The organism is Pseudomonas sp. Tun-23181 (assembly GCF_057415455.1).
Window position 1 is genome coordinate 4,097,619 of sequence record NZ_CM171630.1, and the last position, 18,925, is coordinate 4,116,543.

9 protein-coding genes are annotated in these 18,925 nt (G+C 64.1%); 3 read left to right on the plus strand and 6 right to left on the minus strand.

The window, feature by feature from the left end; all coding sequences use genetic code 11:
- Positions 1-70 precede the first annotated feature (70 nt).
- A complete protein-coding gene (mscK, locus tag ACDI39_RS19540) occupies positions 71-3,379 on the minus strand; it encodes a mechanosensitive channel MscK (RefSeq protein WP_225787501.1) in 3,309 nt (1,102 codons plus the stop codon).
- A gap of 35 nt (positions 3,380-3,414) precedes the next feature.
- Positions 3,415-5,157, minus strand: a complete 1,743-nt coding sequence (locus ACDI39_RS19545) for a potassium/proton antiporter (RefSeq protein ID WP_225787500.1) — start codon at positions 5,155-5,157, stop codon at positions 3,415-3,417.
- A gap of 169 nt (positions 5,158-5,326) precedes the next feature.
- Here ACDI39_RS19545 and ACDI39_RS19550 point away from each other — a divergent pair, with 169 nt between their 5' ends.
- Positions 5,327-7,474, plus strand: a complete 2,148-nt coding sequence (locus ACDI39_RS19550; protein ID WP_486536986.1) for a dermonecrotic toxin domain-containing protein — start codon at positions 5,327-5,329, stop codon at positions 7,472-7,474.
- A gap of 195 nt (positions 7,475-7,669) precedes the next feature.
- On the opposite strand, the gene betA is transcribed toward ACDI39_RS19550, so the two are convergent.
- The 4 genes from betA to ACDI39_RS19570 form a co-directional block, all read right to left on the minus strand.
- Entirely contained in the window at positions 7,670-9,361 is a 1,692-nt protein-coding gene (gene betA, locus ACDI39_RS19555; protein ID WP_225787498.1) for a choline dehydrogenase, read from the minus strand.
- A 146-nt stretch (positions 9,362-9,507) separates the two neighbouring features.
- Positions 9,508-10,980, minus strand: coding sequence for a betaine-aldehyde dehydrogenase (gene betB / locus ACDI39_RS19560; RefSeq protein WP_253079870.1), 1,473 nt, complete (start codon positions 10,978-10,980; stop codon positions 9,508-9,510).
- A 30-nt stretch (positions 10,981-11,010) separates the two neighbouring features.
- Entirely contained in the window at positions 11,011-11,676 is a 666-nt protein-coding gene (betI, locus tag ACDI39_RS19565) for a transcriptional regulator BetI (protein ID WP_225787496.1), read from the minus strand.
- 81 nt (positions 11,677-11,757) lie between these two features.
- Positions 11,758-11,997: a hypothetical protein gene (locus tag ACDI39_RS19570; RefSeq protein ID WP_225787495.1), complete on the minus strand. Its 240-nt coding sequence runs from the start codon at positions 11,995-11,997 to the stop codon at positions 11,758-11,760.
- Between the two features lie 99 nt (positions 11,998-12,096).
- Between ACDI39_RS19570 and betT the strand changes: the two genes are divergently transcribed.
- Together betT and ACDI39_RS19580 are read left to right on the plus strand one after the other, a co-directional pair.
- A complete protein-coding gene (gene betT, locus ACDI39_RS19575) occupies positions 12,097-14,100 on the plus strand; it encodes a choline BCCT transporter BetT (protein ID WP_225787494.1) in 2,004 nt (667 codons plus the stop codon).
- A gap of 147 nt (positions 14,101-14,247) precedes the next feature.
- Positions 14,248-18,924 carry a dermonecrotic toxin domain-containing protein gene (locus ACDI39_RS19580; protein WP_225787493.1) on the plus strand — a complete coding sequence of 1,559 codons (4,677 nt, stop codon included), beginning with the start codon at positions 14,248-14,250 and terminating at the stop codon, positions 18,922-18,924.
- Position 18,925: the final 1 nt, after the last annotated feature.

The window sequence follows — 18,925 nt, forward strand, 5'->3', positions numbered from 1 at the left end:
TCCTGGAAAATCGCGAGCGAGGGCGCGGCCCTCGCGAGGATACGGGACAGGATAAAGTATTCGAGTGCACTCAGGCCGGCGCAGTGCCATCCGATTTTGGTTGTTCCACAGGGATCAACTGTTGCTTGCCGTCCCTGGGGTCCATGAGGAACACCTCGACCTGGCGCACCGAGATCTTGATGCCGTGGGCCTTGAACTCGCGGTCGATGTAGCGGTTGATCTCGTCCAGCGTCGGGTTACGGTCGCCCAGGTCGCGCACATGCATGCGCAGCTCGTGGTCCAGCGAGCTTTCGCCGAAGTTGAGGAAGTACACGATCGGCTCCGGGTCCTTGAGCACCCGCGGGTTCTCGTGGGCGCCCTTGAGCAGCAGCTCGCGCACCAGCTCCAGGTCCGAGCCGTAGTCGATGCCCAGCTTCAACGTCACCCGGGTGACCGTGTCGGTCAGCGACCAGTTGATCAGTTGGCCGGTGATGAAGGTCTTGTTGGGGACGATGATGTCCTTGCGGTCGAAGTCGGTGATGGTGGTGGCGCGGATGCGGATCTTGCTCACCGTGCCGGACAGGTTGCCGATGGTGATGGTGTCGCCGATGCGCACCGGGCGCTCGAACAGGATCATGATGCCGGAGATGAAGTTGGCGAAAATCTCCTGCATGCCGAAGCCCAGGCCCACCGATAGCGCGGCCACCAGCCATTGCAGCTTGTCCCAACTGACCCCGAGGGTCGACAGGGTGCTGACGAAGCCGACCCCGGCGATCACGTAGGACAGCAGCGTGGTGGTGGCATAGGCGCTGCCCTGGGCCAGGTTCAGGCGCGACAGCACCAGCACTTCCAGCAGTCCAGGCAGGTTGCCGGCCAGGGCGAAGGTGATGCCGACGATCAACAGTGCGCCGAGCAGGTCGCCGAGGCTGATCGGCACCATGCTGGCGGCGGCGCCGGTGCCGCTGCTGTACTCGTACAGGGTGACGTTGTTGAGGTACGAGAAGACCGTGATCAGGTCCGACCAGACCCAGTACAGGCCGCCGATGAAGCCGCCGAGCAGGGCCAGGCGGATCAGGCGCAGGGACTGCTGGTTGACCTGCTCGATGTCCAGGGCCGGTTCCTCGGTGATCACTTCGCCATCCAGGCCTTCCTTGGCCGCCTGGCGCTTGCTCAGGGCGCGCTGGTAGGCCAGGCGTCGCGCCGCCACGGAAAGGCCACGGACGAAGGCGGCCTCGATCACCAGCCAGAACAGCAGCAGGTAGAGGGTGTAGATCAGCCGGTCCGTGAGCTTGAGGGCGGTGTAGTAGTAGCCGAAGCACACCGCCACGAACAGGGCGATCGGCAGGGCGGTGAAGGCCACCCCAACTGCCTTGCGGAACAGCGAGGTGTCACGGTGTGCCGGGCTGCTCAGCAGCAGGCGGCTGAGCAGCCAGGCCATCAGCGCATAGCAGGTGAGCACCACGCCGATGCCGAGGACATCGTCGGCCAGGGCCGAGGGCTGGTGTTCGGCCACTGCCACCACGCCGACCAGCGCCAGCACCACGGTGCCCAGGCGGCGCACCCAGCCACGGAGGAACTCGACCTGCGGCTTGTGCCAGCGGAAGTGGATCTCGGCCACGCCACCGGGGGCGAGGATGCGGTAGGCGGTGTAGAACACCAACCAGGCCTGGGCGATCTGCCAGAGTGCGGCGCCGAGGTTGGCGTTCTGCCCGCGGGCATCGATCTGCAAGGCGTAGCTGCCCAGGGTGAGGGCCAGGCTGACCGGCAGGGCCAGGAGGACGTTGATCAGGATCGCCTGGGGCGTGTGCCACTGGCTGTCGCGCTTGAAGTGGCCGATGTCCTGGTGAACCTTGCTCAGGCGCTGGTACAGGTACTTGCGACGCCACAGCAGGGCGCCGATCACCAGCAGCAGGGGCAGGAACAGCAGTGGTTGCTGGACCAGGCCATCGGTCAGTTCCTTGATGCCTGAGCCCCAAGGCAGGCTGATCACCTGCTCGGCGAGCCGTTGCGGCACGTAGCGCAGCCACTCCCAGTCCAGCGGCTTGTTGCTGGGGATCCAGAACATCTGCTCTTCCAGGGTGGTGCGCAGGTTCTGGGCGGTGCTGAGCAACTGCTTCTGGTTCAGTTGCAGGGTGATGGACTCGTTGAGCAGTGCCGAGAGCTCGCGGTTCAGGCGCTCGAGCAGGTCGCTGCGAGTGAGCGCCACTTCCAGCAGGGCCTTGCGCAGCTGGGGCGTGACGTTTTCCTGGGGCTGGTTGGCCAGCAGCCGGTCGACGTAGGTGGACGGGCTGCTCATCTGTTCGCGCTGCTGGTTGACCTCGAACTGGTACAGGCGAATGTCGGCGATCTGGTCGGCCAGGTCGCGGTCGACCGTCAGGTGTGGCAGGGCTTGTTTCTGCTTGTAGAGGATCTTCGACAGCAGCAGGCTGCCCTTGAGCACGTTGATCTGCTCGTCCAGGGCCTGGTCGGCCTGGGTCAGGGTGTCGAGCTGCTGCTTGGTCCGCAGGTTCTGCTGGGTCAGTTCGTTGAGGCGGTCGGTGCTCTTGAGCAGGTAATCGGAGAGCTTGAGGTTGGCTGAGCTCTCGTTGGCCAGCAGGGTGCTGCCACCCGCTTTCTGCGCCTCGATCGACTGCTGGGTGACGGTTTGCTGGGATTGGGCCAGGCGCTTGTCGTTGATCAGCGTCTGCAGCTCCTGGATCTCCTGCTCCAGGCGCGTGGCACGCTCGATCAGCAGGTCGTGGCGGGCATTGCCCAGGTCCTGCAGCAAGCTGTTGCCGGCCAGTTCCTGGCGGCGCAGCTGGGTCAGGGCGGTGATCGAGGCCAGCTCGGCATTGAGCTGGTTGCGCTGATCGGTGGACAGCGGCTTGCCGTTGTCCTTGCCGGACTTGAGGCTGTTGTTGATCTGCTGGGCACGGGTCTGGTTGTTGCTGATCTCGGCCTGGGCCCGCTCGGGACGGGTCTGGGAGTTGATGATCAGGCTGTTGGCCTCGGACAGCGCCTTCTGCAGCTCACCCTGCTGGGTGCTGCGCTCGTTGAGCATCTGCTCCAGCTGCGGCACGGTGAGGTTGGCGTAGCGCTGGGCCACCGGCACGCTCTTGCTGTCCTTGAGCTTGGCCAGCTCGCGCTGGCTTTCACGGGTCTGTTCCGGGGCATCGGCCAACTGCTGCTTGAGCGCGGCGAGTTTCTTTTCGCTGTCTTCCTTGCTGACGAGCAGGGCCAGGGTCTGCTCGAGCACTTGTTGCAGAGCCTTCTGCTCGGCTTCGGGCAGCTTGCGCTCGGCGATCTTGTCGAGGCTGTTCTGGATGTTGGCGGTGGTCGGGGCCTCGGCCGCCGTGGCGGCGAACGAGAGGGACAGGCACAGCCCGAGCAGGGCTGCGCGAATGTACACGCGCAGGGACATAGGCAGAATTCTTGCGAAACGGGGCAGATCGGAGTTTAGAGGAACAACCCGGGGCCGGGTCGAGTACCTTCCGGGAATTTGACGCCCACCTTGAGGATCTTGTTCCCTTCCATCAGCGCGACGGTCCACAACGTGCTGTGCCATTCGATCTGATCGCCTACTACTGGAGCGCCTCCGACCTTTTGTCGGATGAACTGCGCCAACGACATTTTCGCGTCCAGGCCGTCCAGTTTCAGGCCATAAAGTGCCGCCACCGCGCCCAGCTCGGCATCCCCTTCGAGGACGAAGTCGCCGAAGAAGCGCAGGTCCAGGCCACGCTGCGGCGGCTGGCTGAACAGTTTGCCCAGGGCTGGCAGGTCGTGCTCATGGCCGATCACGCAGAGCATGTCGTTGGCTTCCAGTACCGTGCTGCCCGAAGGGTGCAGCAGTTGCTCGCCGCGAAACAGCGCGGCGATACGGGTGCCTTCGGGCATCTTCAGTTCGCGCAGGGCGGCGCCGATGCACCACTTCTCGGCGCCCAGGCGATAGACGAACAGCTCCCACTCGCTGGTGATGTGCACTTCCAGTGCGGAACGGGAGATCGGCGCGGGGTTGGGCGGTACCGTGACCTTCAGCAGCTTGGCCATCCACGGCAGGCTGGTGCCCTGCACCAGCAGCGATACCAGGACGATGAAGAAGGCCAGGTTGAAGAACAGCTGGGCATCCGGCAGGCCGGCCATCAGCGGGAACACGGCCAGGATGATCGGCACCGCGCCGCGCAGGCCGACCCAGGAGATGAACGCCTTCTCGCGGCCGTGGAACGCCTTGAACGGCAACAGGCTGGCGACCACCGACAGCGGCCGGGCGAAGAGGATCATCCACAGCGCCAGGCCCAGGGCCGGCACGGCGATGGGCAGCAGGTCGTGGGGCGTGACCAGCAGGCCGAGCACCAGGAACATGCCGATCTGCGCGAGCCAGGCCATGCCGTCGAGCATGTGCAGGATGCCATGACGGCTGCGGATCGGCCGGTTGCCCAGCACCAGGCCGCACAAGTACACGGCGAGGAAGCCGCTGCCGTGCAGGGCGTTGGTCAGGGAGAACACCACCAGACCGCCAGCGACTACCAGGATCGGGTACAGGCCGCTGGCCAGGTTGATGCGGTTGACCAGTTGCAGCACCAGCCAGCCACCGCCCAGGCCGAGCAGGCCGCCGATGCCGAATTCGCGGACCAGATGGCCGAGCAGGCCCCAGTCCAGGCCTGTCTGGCCGCTGGCGATCATGTCGATCAGGGTGACGGTGAGGAACACCGCCATCGGGTCGTTGCTGCCCGACTCGATCTCCAGCGTGGCCATGACCCGTTCGTTCAGACCCTTGCCACCGAGCAGGGAGAACACCGCCGCAGCGTCGGTGGAGCCGACGATGGCGCCAATCAGCAAGCCCTGGATCAGGTTGAGGTCGAACAGCCAGGCCGCGACCATGCCGGTCAGCCCGGTGGTGATCAGCACGCCCACGGTGGCCAGCGACAACGCCGGCCACAGGGCCACGCGAAAACTGGCCACTCGCGTGCGCAGGCCGCCGTCGAGGAGGATCACGGCCAGGGCCAGGTTACCCACCAGGTAGGCGGTCGGGTAGTTGTTGAAGATGATGCCGCCACCATCGACGCCCGCGACCATGCCGACGGCGAGGATGATGACCAGGATAGGAATGCCCAGGCGGGACGAGAGCGAGCTGACCAGGATACTTGCGCCCACCAGCAATGCGCCGATCAGAAACAGGCTATTGATGGTGCTCGCATCCAAAGGCAGTACTCCGGGGAAAAGCGAAGGGAGGGGCGACTTGCGCGCGCACAGGCTGTGTGCCAAGCGATTCTAACCTGATGCCGCAGCGGGCTGTAAAGCGTTACCGCACGGCTATCCGAGACTTAGGGTTCAGTGGGGCTCTTTAATAACGAAGCGAAGGTCGAGCGCCATGAGTACCCACGATGAACCGACACTGGAGATGATTGCCAAGCGCTACCTGGGGCAGTTTCCTGATCTGCAAGGGCTGGCCCGCCAGGCCGCCGGCCATGTACTGAGGCGACAATTGGGCTATTGGCTCGATCCCGACAAGATCTATTGGCATGGCTTCGATACTGCAATCGGCAGCCGGCGCAGTTATACCGGTTGGCAGCACCTTGGGCGGCCGAGCAGGTCCTTGACCCTTACGGAGCTGGTGATACAGCGTTTTAGTCCACAGCAGCAGGACAATGCCGATCTGCTGGCGACCTACGGTGGCTTTTATCGCGTGGACGGCAGCCATGCGTGCTATGACGAGCGCAATGAGCTGCGCCTGGCACCGCAGGCGGTGCTCGAGATGTTCTGGGCAATGGATTTCGCCCAGGTGTACGCGCGTCGGCTGGTGCGTTTCCAGACGCAGCGTGGCGAAGACTTCTGCGTATTGGCGCGGGCGCGCTTTCTAGCCGCGGTCGCTCGGGCATCGCTCCAAGCGCAGGAGCGCAAGCAAGTGCTTGCCGCTGCCTTGGGCAAAGCGCAAACCCCCCTCACGCTCGAGGCCCTGCGGGCGCCTCGCGAGCAGGGGGCAGCTCGGGGTTTCGGTATGTTGATGGTCGATGGGATCCCGGCGCGTACCCTGCTGCACCTTGTGCTGGATACGGGCAGGCACTGCCTGTATGCGGCGGACGACCAGGGCGCGCTGATGATGTTCAAGGGGCTTCGGGGTCTTGAAGACTGGATGCGGGGACTCGTCGGTACGATGCAAGGTCGCGAGCGCTTCATGGCGTATTTTCTCGGCGAGGATGCGCACGCCCGGTCGATGCGTCCGCAGTTGGAGAAAATCTGTGAGCGGTTACACGCCTCGCCCTCCACGGTCCGTATTGAAAACCAGCAAGTGCCCGGCGATGTATTCGTGCGCCTGCGCGACCAGGCCATGGATGAACTGGCGAGCAACGCCCACGAGCGCCTGACCACCAATGCCCAGTTGCGCAAGGCCAATTGGTTGTCAGGGTTGCACACCGCGACCCTCGTCATCGCGCCCATGGCCCCGCTGGGGTGGCCTGTTGCGCTGACAGCGCTTGGCGTCGGCATGGGCAGCCTGGCTTTGCATCTGGACCAAGCGATCGCTGGCAAGACGGCGTGGCGCGCAGCCGCCTGGTGGGCTGTGTTGCTGGATGTGCTGTACATCATCCTGGATTCCCTGATGATCCGCTCAGGCGCGTTGTTCAGTGAGGCGCCGCTGCCGCGACAGGTAGCGCCAGAAATAACCACGCCCACGGATTCGTGGTGGGGCCGCTATATGCGTCCGGCGGCGGATGAACTCCTGCAACTCTCGGATCAGGCGCTGGTACGTCAACGCGGGCTGCTGGGGCAGGTGCCGTGGTGCGATGGGCAGTCGGTCGACGCGGTGGGGCGGTACCTGGATAGCTTTGGCGAGCCCTATGCGGTGTACCAGGATGGGCTTGGCTTTGGCTCACGGGCCATTCGTGAATACACCCACGCGCCGAACCGCTACAACAACCTGTGGCGTGGCCTGCCTCTGGAGGATGATCTTGCTGCGAATATCAGGCGTAGCCATGACCTTGCTGAAGCCTTGGAGTACATCGGTGCCAATGGCCAGGTACGGCTGTATCGAGCCGTATCGGCCTGTCGAGGGACCGGCATGGCGGCCTGGCATGAAGGGCGGTTGGGGGTGGGCGATGTGCTGGTCGCGACAGACTTCACCTCGTTCACCGAAAACCCTTATGTCCTCTGGGAGACATTCAACGATCCGGCGGCGCAGGTGAGTGGCAGGGGGGTATTCGACGAAACCGCTGTCGTGTATGTGCTGGAACCGGGGGAATTGGCACATGCGGTACCCGTGGCGCCTTTTTCCGATTTGCAGCACGAGGCCGAATCGCTGGTGATGCCGGGGAGGTATCTGAGGGTCGAGGAGGTGAAGGCGGTGGAGGGGGAAAACTACCGTTTCATGCAGGTACGCCTCAGGGCCTTGGACAAGCCGGCACCTGGCGCTGCTGTGCATGACCTGTACAACGGTGAGCTATTCGACCGGGAGGTATTGGCGCAGCGCCTTGGGGGTGGCGACGACTCTTTGATGCGCCGGTTCTTTGCGCTGGCTTCGTGAGTCTGACGATCCGCAGGGCTTGCGAATCAGGGCTGCCATGCCGCCCATCGCTGGCAAGCCAGCTCGACTCTTGGGTTGCTTAGAACTTTTCAAAAGCCATTGAGTCGCCCCCAGGTTCACCGCAACGTTCAGGAACGGCGGCGAACCCTGTGGGGTCGGCTTGCCGGCGATGGGCCGCGCAGCGGCCCCGCGGGGTCAGCCCTGCTTCACTTCACGCATCGGCTTGCCCTTGACCGGCGCATCACCCGCCACATAGTACTTGGCGGTGCTGCGTGGCAGTGGCTGGCGGCCACGGATCCGGTCGGCGATCTTCTCGGCGATCATGATCGTGGTGGCGTTGAGGTTGCCGGTGATGATGATCGGCATGATCGACGCATCGACCACCCGCAGGCCCTGCATGCCATGCACGCGGCCCTGGCCATCGACCACCGCCATGTCGTCGTCGCCCATCTTGCACGAGCAGGACGGGTGGAAGGCGGTTTCGGCGTGGGTGCGGATGAACTCGTCCAGTTGCTCGTCGGTCTGCACGTGCTCGCCCGGGCTGATCTCGCGGCCGCGGTACGGGTCCAGCGCCGGCTGGTTCATGATCTCGCGGGTCAGGCGGATGCCGTCGCGGAACTCCTGCCAGTCCTGCTCGGTGGCCATGTAGTTGAACAGGATGCTGGGGTGCTGGCGCGGATCCTTCGACTTGACCTGGACGCGGCCACGGCTCGGCGAGCGCATCGAGCCCATGTGCGCCTGGAAACCGTGCTCCTTCACGCCGTTGGAGCCGTTGTAGTTGATGGCCACCGGCAGGAAGTGGTACTGGATGTTCGGCCATTCGAACTCGGGACGGGTGCGGATGAACCCGCCGGCCTCGAACTGGTTGCTGGCGCCGATACCGGTGCCGTTGAACAGCCACTCGGCACCGATGGCCGGCTGGTTCCACCACAGCAGCGACGGGTACAGCGAGACCGGCTGGGTGCAGGCCCACTGCATGTACAGCTCCAGGTGGTCTTGCAGGTTCTCGCCGACGCCCGGCAGGTCATGCACCACCGGGATGTCCAGGCTTTCCAGCAGGGCGCGCGGGCCGACGCCGGAGCGCTGCAGCAGCTGCGGCGACGCGATGGCCCCGGAACTGACGATGACTTCCTTGCGTGCACGGGCTTGCACGCGCTCCTCGCTGTCGCCGACCAGGTAGGTCACGCCGATGGCACGCTTGCCGTCGAACAGCACGCGGTCGCTCAGGGCGTGGGTGACGATGGTCAGGTTGGGGCGCTTCCTGGCCTGGTCCAGGTAGCCACGGGCGGTGCTGGCGCGGCGGCCTTTCGGGGTCACGGTGCGGTCCATCGGACCGAAACCTTCCTGCTGGTAGCCGTTGAGGTCTTCGGTACGTGGGTAGCCCGCCTGTACGCCGGCCTCGACCATGGCGTGGAACAGCGGGTTGTTGCCGGCCTTGGGCGTGGTCACGCTGACCGGGCCGTCGCCGCCATGGTAATCGTTGGGGCCGATGTCACGGGTTTCGGCCTTGCGGAAGTACGGCAGGCAGTCCAGGTAGCTCCAGTCTTCCAGGCCTGGCAGCTTGGCCCAGCCGTCGAAGTCCAGGGCGTTGCCGCGGATGTAGCACATGCCGTTGATCAGCGACGAGCCACCCAGGCCTTTGCCGCGGCCGCACTCCATGCGGCGGTTGTTCATGTGTGGCTCCGGGTCGGTCTCGTAGGCCCAGTTGTAGCGGCGTCCCTGCAGCGGGAAGGCCAGGGCGGCCGGCATCTGGGTGCGGAAGTCGAGGCGGTAGTCCGGGCCGCCGGCTTCGAGCAGCAGGACGCTGACGTTGGCGTCTTCGGTCAGGCGGGTGGCCAGCACGTTACCGGCAGAGCCGGCGCCGACGATGATGTAATCGTATTCCATGGGGTTCTCCCATTTGAGCGGCAGGCTTCAAGCGACAAGTAAGGGTAGTCGTGCGAAGCGTGCGAATGGTTGAGGCCTGCAAGGGCCGGTGGCGCAACGCCGACCGGCTCTTTCTTGCAGCTTGAGGCGTGGCGCTTGGCGGTCGGTCAGAATACCGACGTGTAGTCACCCAGCTCGACCTGGACCGACTTGATACGGGTGTACTGGGCCAGCGAGCTCACGCCGTTCTCACGGCCGACACCCGACTGCTTGTAGCCGCCGACCGGCATTTCCGCCGGCGACTCGCCCCAGGCGTTGATCCAGCAGATACCGGCCTCGAGCTTGTGGATGATGCGGTGCGCGCGGCTGATGTCGTTGGTGCACACGCCGGCGGCCAGGCCGTACTCGGTGTCGTTGGCGCGGCGGATGACTTCGTCTTCGGTTTCGTAGGTCAGGATGCTCATGACCGGGCCGAAGATCTCTTCCTTGACGATGGTCATGTCGTCGCGGCAATCGGTGAACACGGTCGGCGCGACGAAGGCGCCCTTGGCGAAGTCACCCTCGGTCATGCGCTCGCCGCCGCACAGCACCCGGGCGCCTTCTTCCTTGCCCTTGGCGATGTAGCCGAGCACGCTTTCCATGTGCGGGAAGCTGACCAGCGGGCCGAAGTTGGTGTTCTCGTCTTGCGGGTTGCCGGCGCGGATGCGGGCCACGCGCTCGACGATCTTGGCTTCGAAGGCCTCTTTCAGCGCAGCCGGGACGAACACGCGGGTGCCGTTGGTGCAGACCTGGCCGGAGCTGTAGAAGTTGGCCATCATGGCGATGTCGGCGGCCTTGTCCAGGTCGGCGTCGTCGCAGATGATCAGCGGCGACTTGCCGCCCAGTTCCATGGTGACTTCCTTGAGCGAGGAGCTCGAGGCGCTGGCCATGACTTTCTTGCCGGTGGTGGTGCCGCCGGTGAAGGAGACTTTCTCGATGCGCGGGTGTTCGGTCAGCCAGGTGCCGACTTCACGGCCGCTGCCGGTCAGGACGTTGAACACGCCGTCCGGCAGGCCGGCTTCGGTGTAGATCTCGGCCAGCTTCAGGGTGGTCAGCGAGGTGACTTCCGAAGGCTTGAAGATCATCGCGTTGCCGGCGGCCAGGGCCGGGGCGGATTTCCACAGGGCGATCTGGATCGGGTAGTTCCAGGCGCCGATGCCGACGGTCACGCCCAGTGGCTCGCGGCGGGTGTAGACGAAGGAGCTTTCGCGCAGCGGGATCTGCTCGCCCTCGATGGCCGGGACCAGGCCCGCGTAGTACTCCAGCACGTCGGCGCCGGTGACGATGTCGACGTAGCGGGTCTCGGAGTAAGACTTGCCGGTGTCCAGGGTTTCCAGCATGGCCAGCTCGTCGTTGCGCTCGCGCAGGATCTCCACGGCGCGGCGCAGGATGCGCGAACGCTGCATGGCGGTCATCGCGGCCCAGACCTTCTGGCCACGTTCGGCGCTCTCGACCGCGCGCTCGACGTCAGCTTCGGTCGCGCGCTGCACATGGGCGAGGACTTCGCCGTTGGCCGGGTTGATGGCTTCGAAGGTGGCATCGCTGCCAGCGTCGACATAACCACCATCGATGTAGAGTTTTTGCGTTCCGAAACGGGCCATAGTGTCCTCGCAAGTGCAGTGTGTGGTGGGCTATCCGCGTCGTGCTCCTGCCGTTTGGGCAATCGCTTCGCGCGGGTGTTCAGAGGCCTGGTCGATCGTGTCCGGGCGCTGCTGCTTAGCCAGTTGTAGTTCCATGTATTCGTAAGCAATCCGTATCGCCTGGTCGGTGTCGAATGCGTCTCCCGACAGGGCTCCACGCAGCCACAGGCCGTCGATCAGGGCCGCCAGCCCGCGGGCTGCCGTGCGCGCTTGATCCAGCGGCATGGCGCGGCGGAACTGGCAGCACAGGTTGGAATACAAGCGGTGGTCGTTGATCCGCTGCAACCTGTGCAAGGACGGCTGGTGCATGCTGGAGGCCCAGAAGGCCAACCAGGTTTTCATCGCCGGGCCGTTCACCTGGCTCGCATCGAAGTTGCCCTCGATGATCACCTTCAGGTGGGCGCGCGGGCTGTCGTCCGTCAGTGCCTGGCGCCGTGCTGCCACGCCTTCGTTGAGCATGCTCATGATGTAGCGCATGGTCGCTGCGATCAGGCCGTTCTTGTCCCGAAAGTAGTGGCTGATGATGCCGTTCGACACCCCGGCCAAGCGGGCGATCAGCGCAATGCTGGCATCTCCCAGTCCGACCTGATCGACCGCCTGCAAGGTGGCTTCGATCAACTGCTGGCGGCGGATGGGTTGCATACCGACCTTGGGCATCTTGCTATCTCCTCAGGCCTGCGAGCAGACGACGAGCGGCTGACTCGGCGAAGGCCAGTCTATTTTGTTTTGATTGAACGTTCAATCAATAAAGAATAAGCTCTGCGACAATTTGTGCCATTGACAGTTTTTCAGGCGGTCGAGCAGGCACGGATTGACACCCCAGGAAATCGCGTAACCCCCGGAATACAAGGCGTTGACGGGCATGAGCGATGCATGTGGCAGATTCTGCCGAACGGTCGTTGGCTGTGCGGCAAGCCCTCGGAGCGGGGCTTCGGTCTGTTTTTTCGCATCGATTCGATTCGGGATCACGGTTTCCAAGGTGCTTTTATAACACCTGACGCAGTGGGGCTATTGCACCATTTGCTCGGGAAAAGACTGATTAGCCTCCACTCCCGCACTGCCCGGAGCATTCGTGCAATGAGTTCTGCCTCCCTAACCAAACCCCCCGCCGAGAGGGTCCGGGTCAACAGCGTGGTGTTCTACACCTCGGCGCTGCTGATCCTCGTGTTGACTGCCTTGCTTATCGCTGTCCCTGACACTGCCGGCCGTGTGCTCGGCGTCGCCCAGTCGTGGCTGACGCGCACGTTCGGCTGGTACTACATGCTGGTGATCTGCGGCTACCTGCTGTTCGTGATCGTTCTTGCCTTCTCCGACTTCGGCAAGCTCAAGCTTGGCGGCAAGGATGACAAGCCGGACTTCAGCTATGGCGCCTGGGCCGGCATGCTGTTTTCCTCCGGTATCGGTATCTCGCTGCTGTACTTCGGCGCCTCCGAGCCGCTGGACCACTACTTCAACCCGCCGGAAGGCACGCCCGCCAGTCTCGAGGCTGCACGCCAGGGCCTGCAACTGACCTTCCTGCACTGGGGGCTGCACGGCTGGGCGATCTACGCCCTGGTGGGCCTGGCCGTGGGTTACTTCGCCTATCGTCACAACCAGCCGCTGGCCCTGCGCTCGGCCCTGTACCCACTGGTCGGCGAGCGTTGGGTCAAGGGTGGCGCCGGCCATGCCGTGGACATCTTCGGCATGTTCGTCACCCTGTTGGGCCTGGTGACCAACCTGGGGATCGGTTCGATGCAGGTGGCATCGGGCCTGGAATACCTGTTCGGCATGGACCATAGCAAGACCAACCTGCTGGCGGTGATCCTGACCATGAGCAGCGTGGCCACCATCGCCGCGGTGTCGGGCGTGGAGAATGGCATCCGCCGCCTGTCCAACCTGAACATCCTGCTGTTCAGCGGCTTGCTGGTGTTCGTCCTGCTGGGTGGCAACACCCTGCACCTGCTCAACGGCTTCGTGCAGAACGTTGGCGACTACCTCAATGGCATCGTGCTCAAGACCTTCGACCTCTACGTGTACGAGGGCGAAGGTGGCAAGTCCGAGCGCTGGCTGGGCCTGTGGACCGTGTTCTACTGGGCCTGGTGGATCTCCTGGGGTCCGTTCGTCGGCATGTTCATCGCCCGTATCTCCAAGGGCCGCACCGTGCGCGAACTGGTCGCCGGCGTGTTGCTGATCCCGCTGGGCTTCACCCTGGCCTGGCTGTCGATCTTCGGCAACACCGCGCTGGACCTGGTGATCAACCAGGGCGCGGTGGAGCTGGGCAAGACTGCCTTGGAGCAGCCGTCGATGTCGATCTACCAGCTGCTGGAATACTTCCCGGCGGCCAAGATCGTCGTCGGTGTGGCGGTGTTCGTCGGCTTCGTGCTGTTCCTCACGCCGGCCGACTCCGGTGCGGTGATGATGGCCAACCTGTCGTGCAAGGGCGGCCAGGTGGATGAAGACGCGCCCAAGTGGCTGCGCATCTTCTGGTCGGCGGTGATCACCCTGGTGACCATCGGCCTGCTGTTCGCCGGCAACTTCGAGGCGATGCAGACCATGGTGGTGCTGGCCGGCCTGCCGTTCTCGGTGGTCCTGGTGCTGTTCATGTTCGGCCTGTACAAGGCCATGAAACAGGATGCCCAGGTCGAACAGGAGCGTGCCGAGCTGGCTGCCCGTGGTCGTCGTGGCTTCAGCGAGCGTCTGACCCAGCTCGAGCTGCAGCCGACCCAGGCCGTGGTCCAGCGCTTCATGGACAAGCAGGTCAGCCCGGCGCTGAAGGACGCTGCGGCGCAGTTGCGCACCCTGGGCTTCGAGGTCGAGACCCGTGTCGGCCAGTCCCGTGCCCTGATGGGCCTGCGGGTGATGATGGAGGAGGGCAACCCCTTCGTCTATGAGGTGAGCCTGGATGGCTACCTGGCCGCGCCGAGCGAGGCGCCGGTCGAAGGCGAACCGCAAGTACGTCAGCGCTTCTACCGCGCCGAGGTGTACCTGCACGATGGCAGCCAGGAGTACGACCTGATGGGCTTCACCCCTGACCAGATCGTGCGTGACGTGCTGGATCAGTTCGAGAGCCACCGCCAGTTGCTGGGGCGCGTGTACAGCTGATCGAGGCCGAAGTGGGCAGGGGCCCGGCGTGCGAGCGTCGGGCCCCTGTCGTTTCGGGAGCGGTAAGTCGTCAGTTGCAATATGTAGTGCCTGTGGCGAGGGGATGCGACGCATCGTTGGCGCCTCATCAACCAGCAGGCCAATCCCATGACGCACCCATCGACCCCGATATTCGATTTCAAAGCCGCTGCCGCCAGGCAGTTCGCCAGCCGCCCGACCCTGCGCCAGGTGGTGAGCAGGCAGGTCCTGGACCTGTTGCTCGAGCAGCTTCCCTGGCTGGCCTATGTCGAACCCAAGCTGGTGGACGCCGATCCGCTCATGCTCGACAGCCCCGATCCCGATACCGAGTACTGGACCACCGAACCCTTGGTGGACGTGGTGCTGCAGGCGATGCTGGAGGGCAAACCGCTGGACCTGGAGCCCATTGGCGCGCGTTCCCATAACCTTGGGCTGGCGGACACCCATCGTTTCCCCGGTTCCCACAGCGCGTTCGATACACGGCGCCTGGTGGGAACGAGCGAAGCGTTCAACGAACGCCTGCTCCAGTTGACGGAGCATTTCTGCCAGGCGCAAGTGGACTACTGGCGTGGTCAGGGGGCCTCCGGCAAGAGCCGTGATCAGTGGTTGCAGTTGCTGTTGAAGATGGCGCTGCTGCGTAACCTGCCCCTGCAAGGGTTGGACGAGCAGCAGCAAGCTGTCATTCGTGGCTTGGTCAAGGGCGGTGCGCAGCAACCCCCGGTCTTTGCCGTGCAGGCTCGTCTGACAGTGGGCGAGCAGCATTTCAACGAGATGCAGCCTGGCCTGCTGGTCATCGCTGAATGGGATGAGCGACAGGCTGTCCTGTGGTGTTCGCCATCGAGCCAGGTCAGGGCATTCGATACCCTGGATGATTTTGCCCTGGCGCTGCGCGACGAACTCGCCCTTCGCTACCATTTCGACGCCCTGCGCTGGGATCGCCAGGCACTCGAAGGCAATGTGTTCGCCCAGCAATGCACGCTGCTGCTTGCCCGTATGCTCGATAACATCGGGCGAGTACGCTACCAGGGCCTCACCGTGGCGCAGATGGAGCGCCTTTTCGCCGACCTCAGCGACCCCGCGCAGTGGTTCGTCGAGGGTTATTACATCGAGGAAAGCACCACGGTCATGCCTCCACCTGGTATCTACTGGGCGTCGGCCAACGACAGCTTCGCCTACCAAGAGGCGCTGTTGGACCTGGCGCTGGATCACGCCGATGCCGACGGGCTGGCGGCGCTGGATGGTGTCCTGGACCTGCAAAGCTACACCCGCCAGCGCCTGCGGGAGCGGATGCTGGCGGACTACCCGGTGGAGGCCAACTACTTCCCTGACGACCTGATCCTGGAGCTTGAAATCGCCCGTGGCATGCCGGGTGGCGCCGCCACAGGCAGCGGAGGCGGCGAGCCGCTGGAGCCGGCAGGCGAAAAGACCCTCACCGAGTTCGCCATCGGCAACCTCAGTTCGCTCGCAGGCGCCGTTATCAAAGGGATCAGGCATCGGGACGATCAACTGATCATGCCTTGGATGAATGCCGACTACCTCAAGTCGCTGGTGCAGGCCGTCGATATCGGGGGCAACTATCCCCGCTACGTGGCCGATGCCCTGAACGACCCGCAGACGCGTTCCGAGCGTACCAGGCGGTTTGCCCGGGAATGGCGCCAGTCCTTGGTGTTCAGCGCCCTGCAGGCGAAGCTCGATCGCAAGATCACGGAGCTGGGGCTGCAATGCATCGTCGACTTCTGCAGGGGCCATGTCGATAGCGTGTTGCCGAACATCGCGCTGATCCCGCTCGCCTTCAAGCGTCAGCCCTATTCCGCGAAGCATGACCTGGTTCGCGGCATGTATGTGCTTTTTTCGGCCGAGCCTGCCGTGGTGCTGCTGTATCGCCCCCTGTATGGCCATGATCCGCTACGGCAGTTCGCCAGCATCGAGGCGATGATGGCGGGTATCCGTGAGTCCGAGTCGCTCCAGGCCAGCATGGTGAACTGGATGGAACCCCATGTGCGGCATATCTATGACCACGGCGGGTTCACCGAACCCCATGTCACCAGCATCGGCATGGACCCTTACGACCTGCCTGAAAAGCCCGAGCCCGCTGCACTGGGTGCACGCCTGTGGCTGACCGACGTGGATGAAAAGCTGTACACGGCGAACTACGAGCTGTTGCTGGAACTCGCCAACCGGCAGGCAACCTCCACTGCGCAAAGCCGCTGGGCGATCCTCAGCCAGGGCGCCTGGCTGCTGTTCGACCTGGCCACGCTGCTGTTGCGCGGGCCCGTCGCTTCGGCAGCCTGGCTCGTGCAGGCCATCTCCAGCCTCGAGCGCGATACCGGGGCTTTCGAGCAAGGCAGCGAATTCGACCGCAGCGCTGCCACCGTCGACCTGATCGTGAACCTTGGCATGGCGTTGTTGCATGCGCGCCTGCCAAGCGAGGCCCCGGCAAGCTCGCAGCCGCTGCCCGGCGCTGCCGCTTTCGATGGGCCGCCCGCGCAAGATGGCGGCTACCAGGCAATGCGTGTCAGGCCAACCCAGGGCAAGGTCGGCATGGCCGGGCCGTTGGCGTTTGCGTTGGCGCCGAGCGAGGCGGGCCTGCAGCTCGATTTCTCCTGGCGTGGCAATCGGGGCTTCAACTGGCTGGCGCCGGAACAGCGCAAGGCATTGATGGCCATGCGTTCGAAGGTCGGTCTCGATGGTTTGCAGTCTTCGGCGGATGGGCTCTATCAGCTCGGCGAGCAGCGCTATGTGACGATGCTGGGTGAAACCTTTGCCGTGAGTGTGCTGGAGGAGGGCGTCCGGGTCGTCGATGCCACGGGCAACCTGGGGCCTTGGCTGTCGTTCGAACTAGGGGCCTGGCGCATCGACGCGCGGTTGCGCTTGAGTGGGGGAGCGCCTGGAGGACGTGTCAAGGAGCACTTCGGCAAGCTGTATGCGTCTTCCAACGACCTGACCCTCAAGGCCAATGCGGCTACGGATGTTTTCACTCGCCTGGGCAAGGAAATCGTCCAGTTGCAAGGCAAGGTCGATGGCCTAGAGAAGTTGAGGCAAGCCGAAACTGCCAGGCGAAACGCGGCTGGGGAAGACAACGCCTCCTTTGACTGGGCCGCTTCCGACCGGATGATGGCGTCCTACGATACGCGTTCCGCTGAGTTCGCTGCCGAGCTGAGGTCCAAGCGGCTGCGGGCGGTCGAGCACCTGGAGTCCGCAGTGCGGTTCGACCGCGAGCAACGCGGGATTCTGGAAAGCATGCTCGAAGCCAAGTATCGCTCCTACCTCAAGGACGGGCTCGAGGAGAGCATAGGGGAGAAGAAGGTCGAGGTCATGACCAGCCTGATCCGCAACAGTGACTTCATTCTGAGCGAGCTCAAGAGCCTGGCGGATTATCCGCGTATCAACGAGATGATGAAGCGACACGAGGGGCGTCTCATTACGGAAGTTCGCGAAGACTATCTGGAGCTTCGCAGTTATCTACAAGCCTTGACCGGATTTCAGGAGCGTATGCTCGTTGCCATGGGCGGACTGGATGAGTTGCTGACCGAGGCTCCCCGCGACCTGGAAATCAGCGTGGCCGATACCCACAGGACGGTGGCCGACCTCATCGATGAGCGAAAATACTCGACCGTCGACCTTCGCTTCCAGCAGGTCCTGGTGCTGGCGGAGCTGACCGTGCACTTGGAGCTCGCCACGGGAGGACGACGAGTGACGCGGGTCAGGGAGGGGCTTGCCGGTACTCGCCTCCAGAGTGCAGCCAACGCCCATGGCGAGTCGCTCATGGCCAACCTGGACGTGGCCGACAGGATCAGCATCCTGCAGGAGGCATGGGACGAGTACGCCGCGGCGATCATCCGCACCCTGCACATCGAGCGCACGGGTGGGGCGCTGGTCGATGTCGCGATGCTCGAGCGCTACCGGGAGCACATGCAGCTGCTCAAGGACGATGCTGGGCGTCGATTGGTAGCCGCCATCGCCGAGCAGGATGGCACGCCGCTCCCACCCCCGAAGTACTCGCCCTACAGGATTTCCAGCAAGCCCCAGCGCGTACTGCATAACAACGCCGGCCAGATCGTCATCGCCACCGAAGTGCAGGAAGACGAGCGCACGGTCTATGAAGTGCGCGCGCCATTTAGCGGGGACATCCTGCAGGTCTTCGACCTCAAGGACGGTGCCTGGGTGGAGCGCCCTGGCGAGTCGCCCGAGGCGAGCCCGTTGGGCGAAGGAGGCGGTGATGAGCAGGTGCAGGCGTTGCTCAACGACAACCAGGACGTTATCTCCATTGCCAGGGCGTATGTTGACGAAGGCGCCAACGGCGCGACACTGGACGCCTTGCTGCAACGCCAGGTGGAGCGGTTGCAACGCACGGCTGCGGAGCTGGCCGAGCAAGGGGCTAGCGCGGGCGTGACGGCTCGCCTGCATACTGCGGTACAAGACCTGGAGTCGCTCAGGATCAGCCTGTTGACCGAACTGTACACGCGCACCAAGTACCCGACCGCCGATGCCTTGCGTTTCCTCCACGACCAGCGATTGATCAAGGTGGACTATGTCAGGCGCGATACGTCGGCCATGACCAGCCCGTTCGACGAGTTCAAGATCACCCGCTTGAATGCTCCTGGTGTCGACAAGGGCCGGGTCATCTGGGCTGCGCATTTTCATCTGCTTTCGCAAGATGCGTCGCTCGAAGACTTCACCCATGGGCACCTCAAGCTCTGGTCCCATCGTCACCTGGGGCGGCGCTACGAAACCGTCAGTGGTGAGCGGGTGCATCGGGGGCGCCTGACGCGTGCCGATGTGGCGGGCATCATTCCCCTGACGTGAG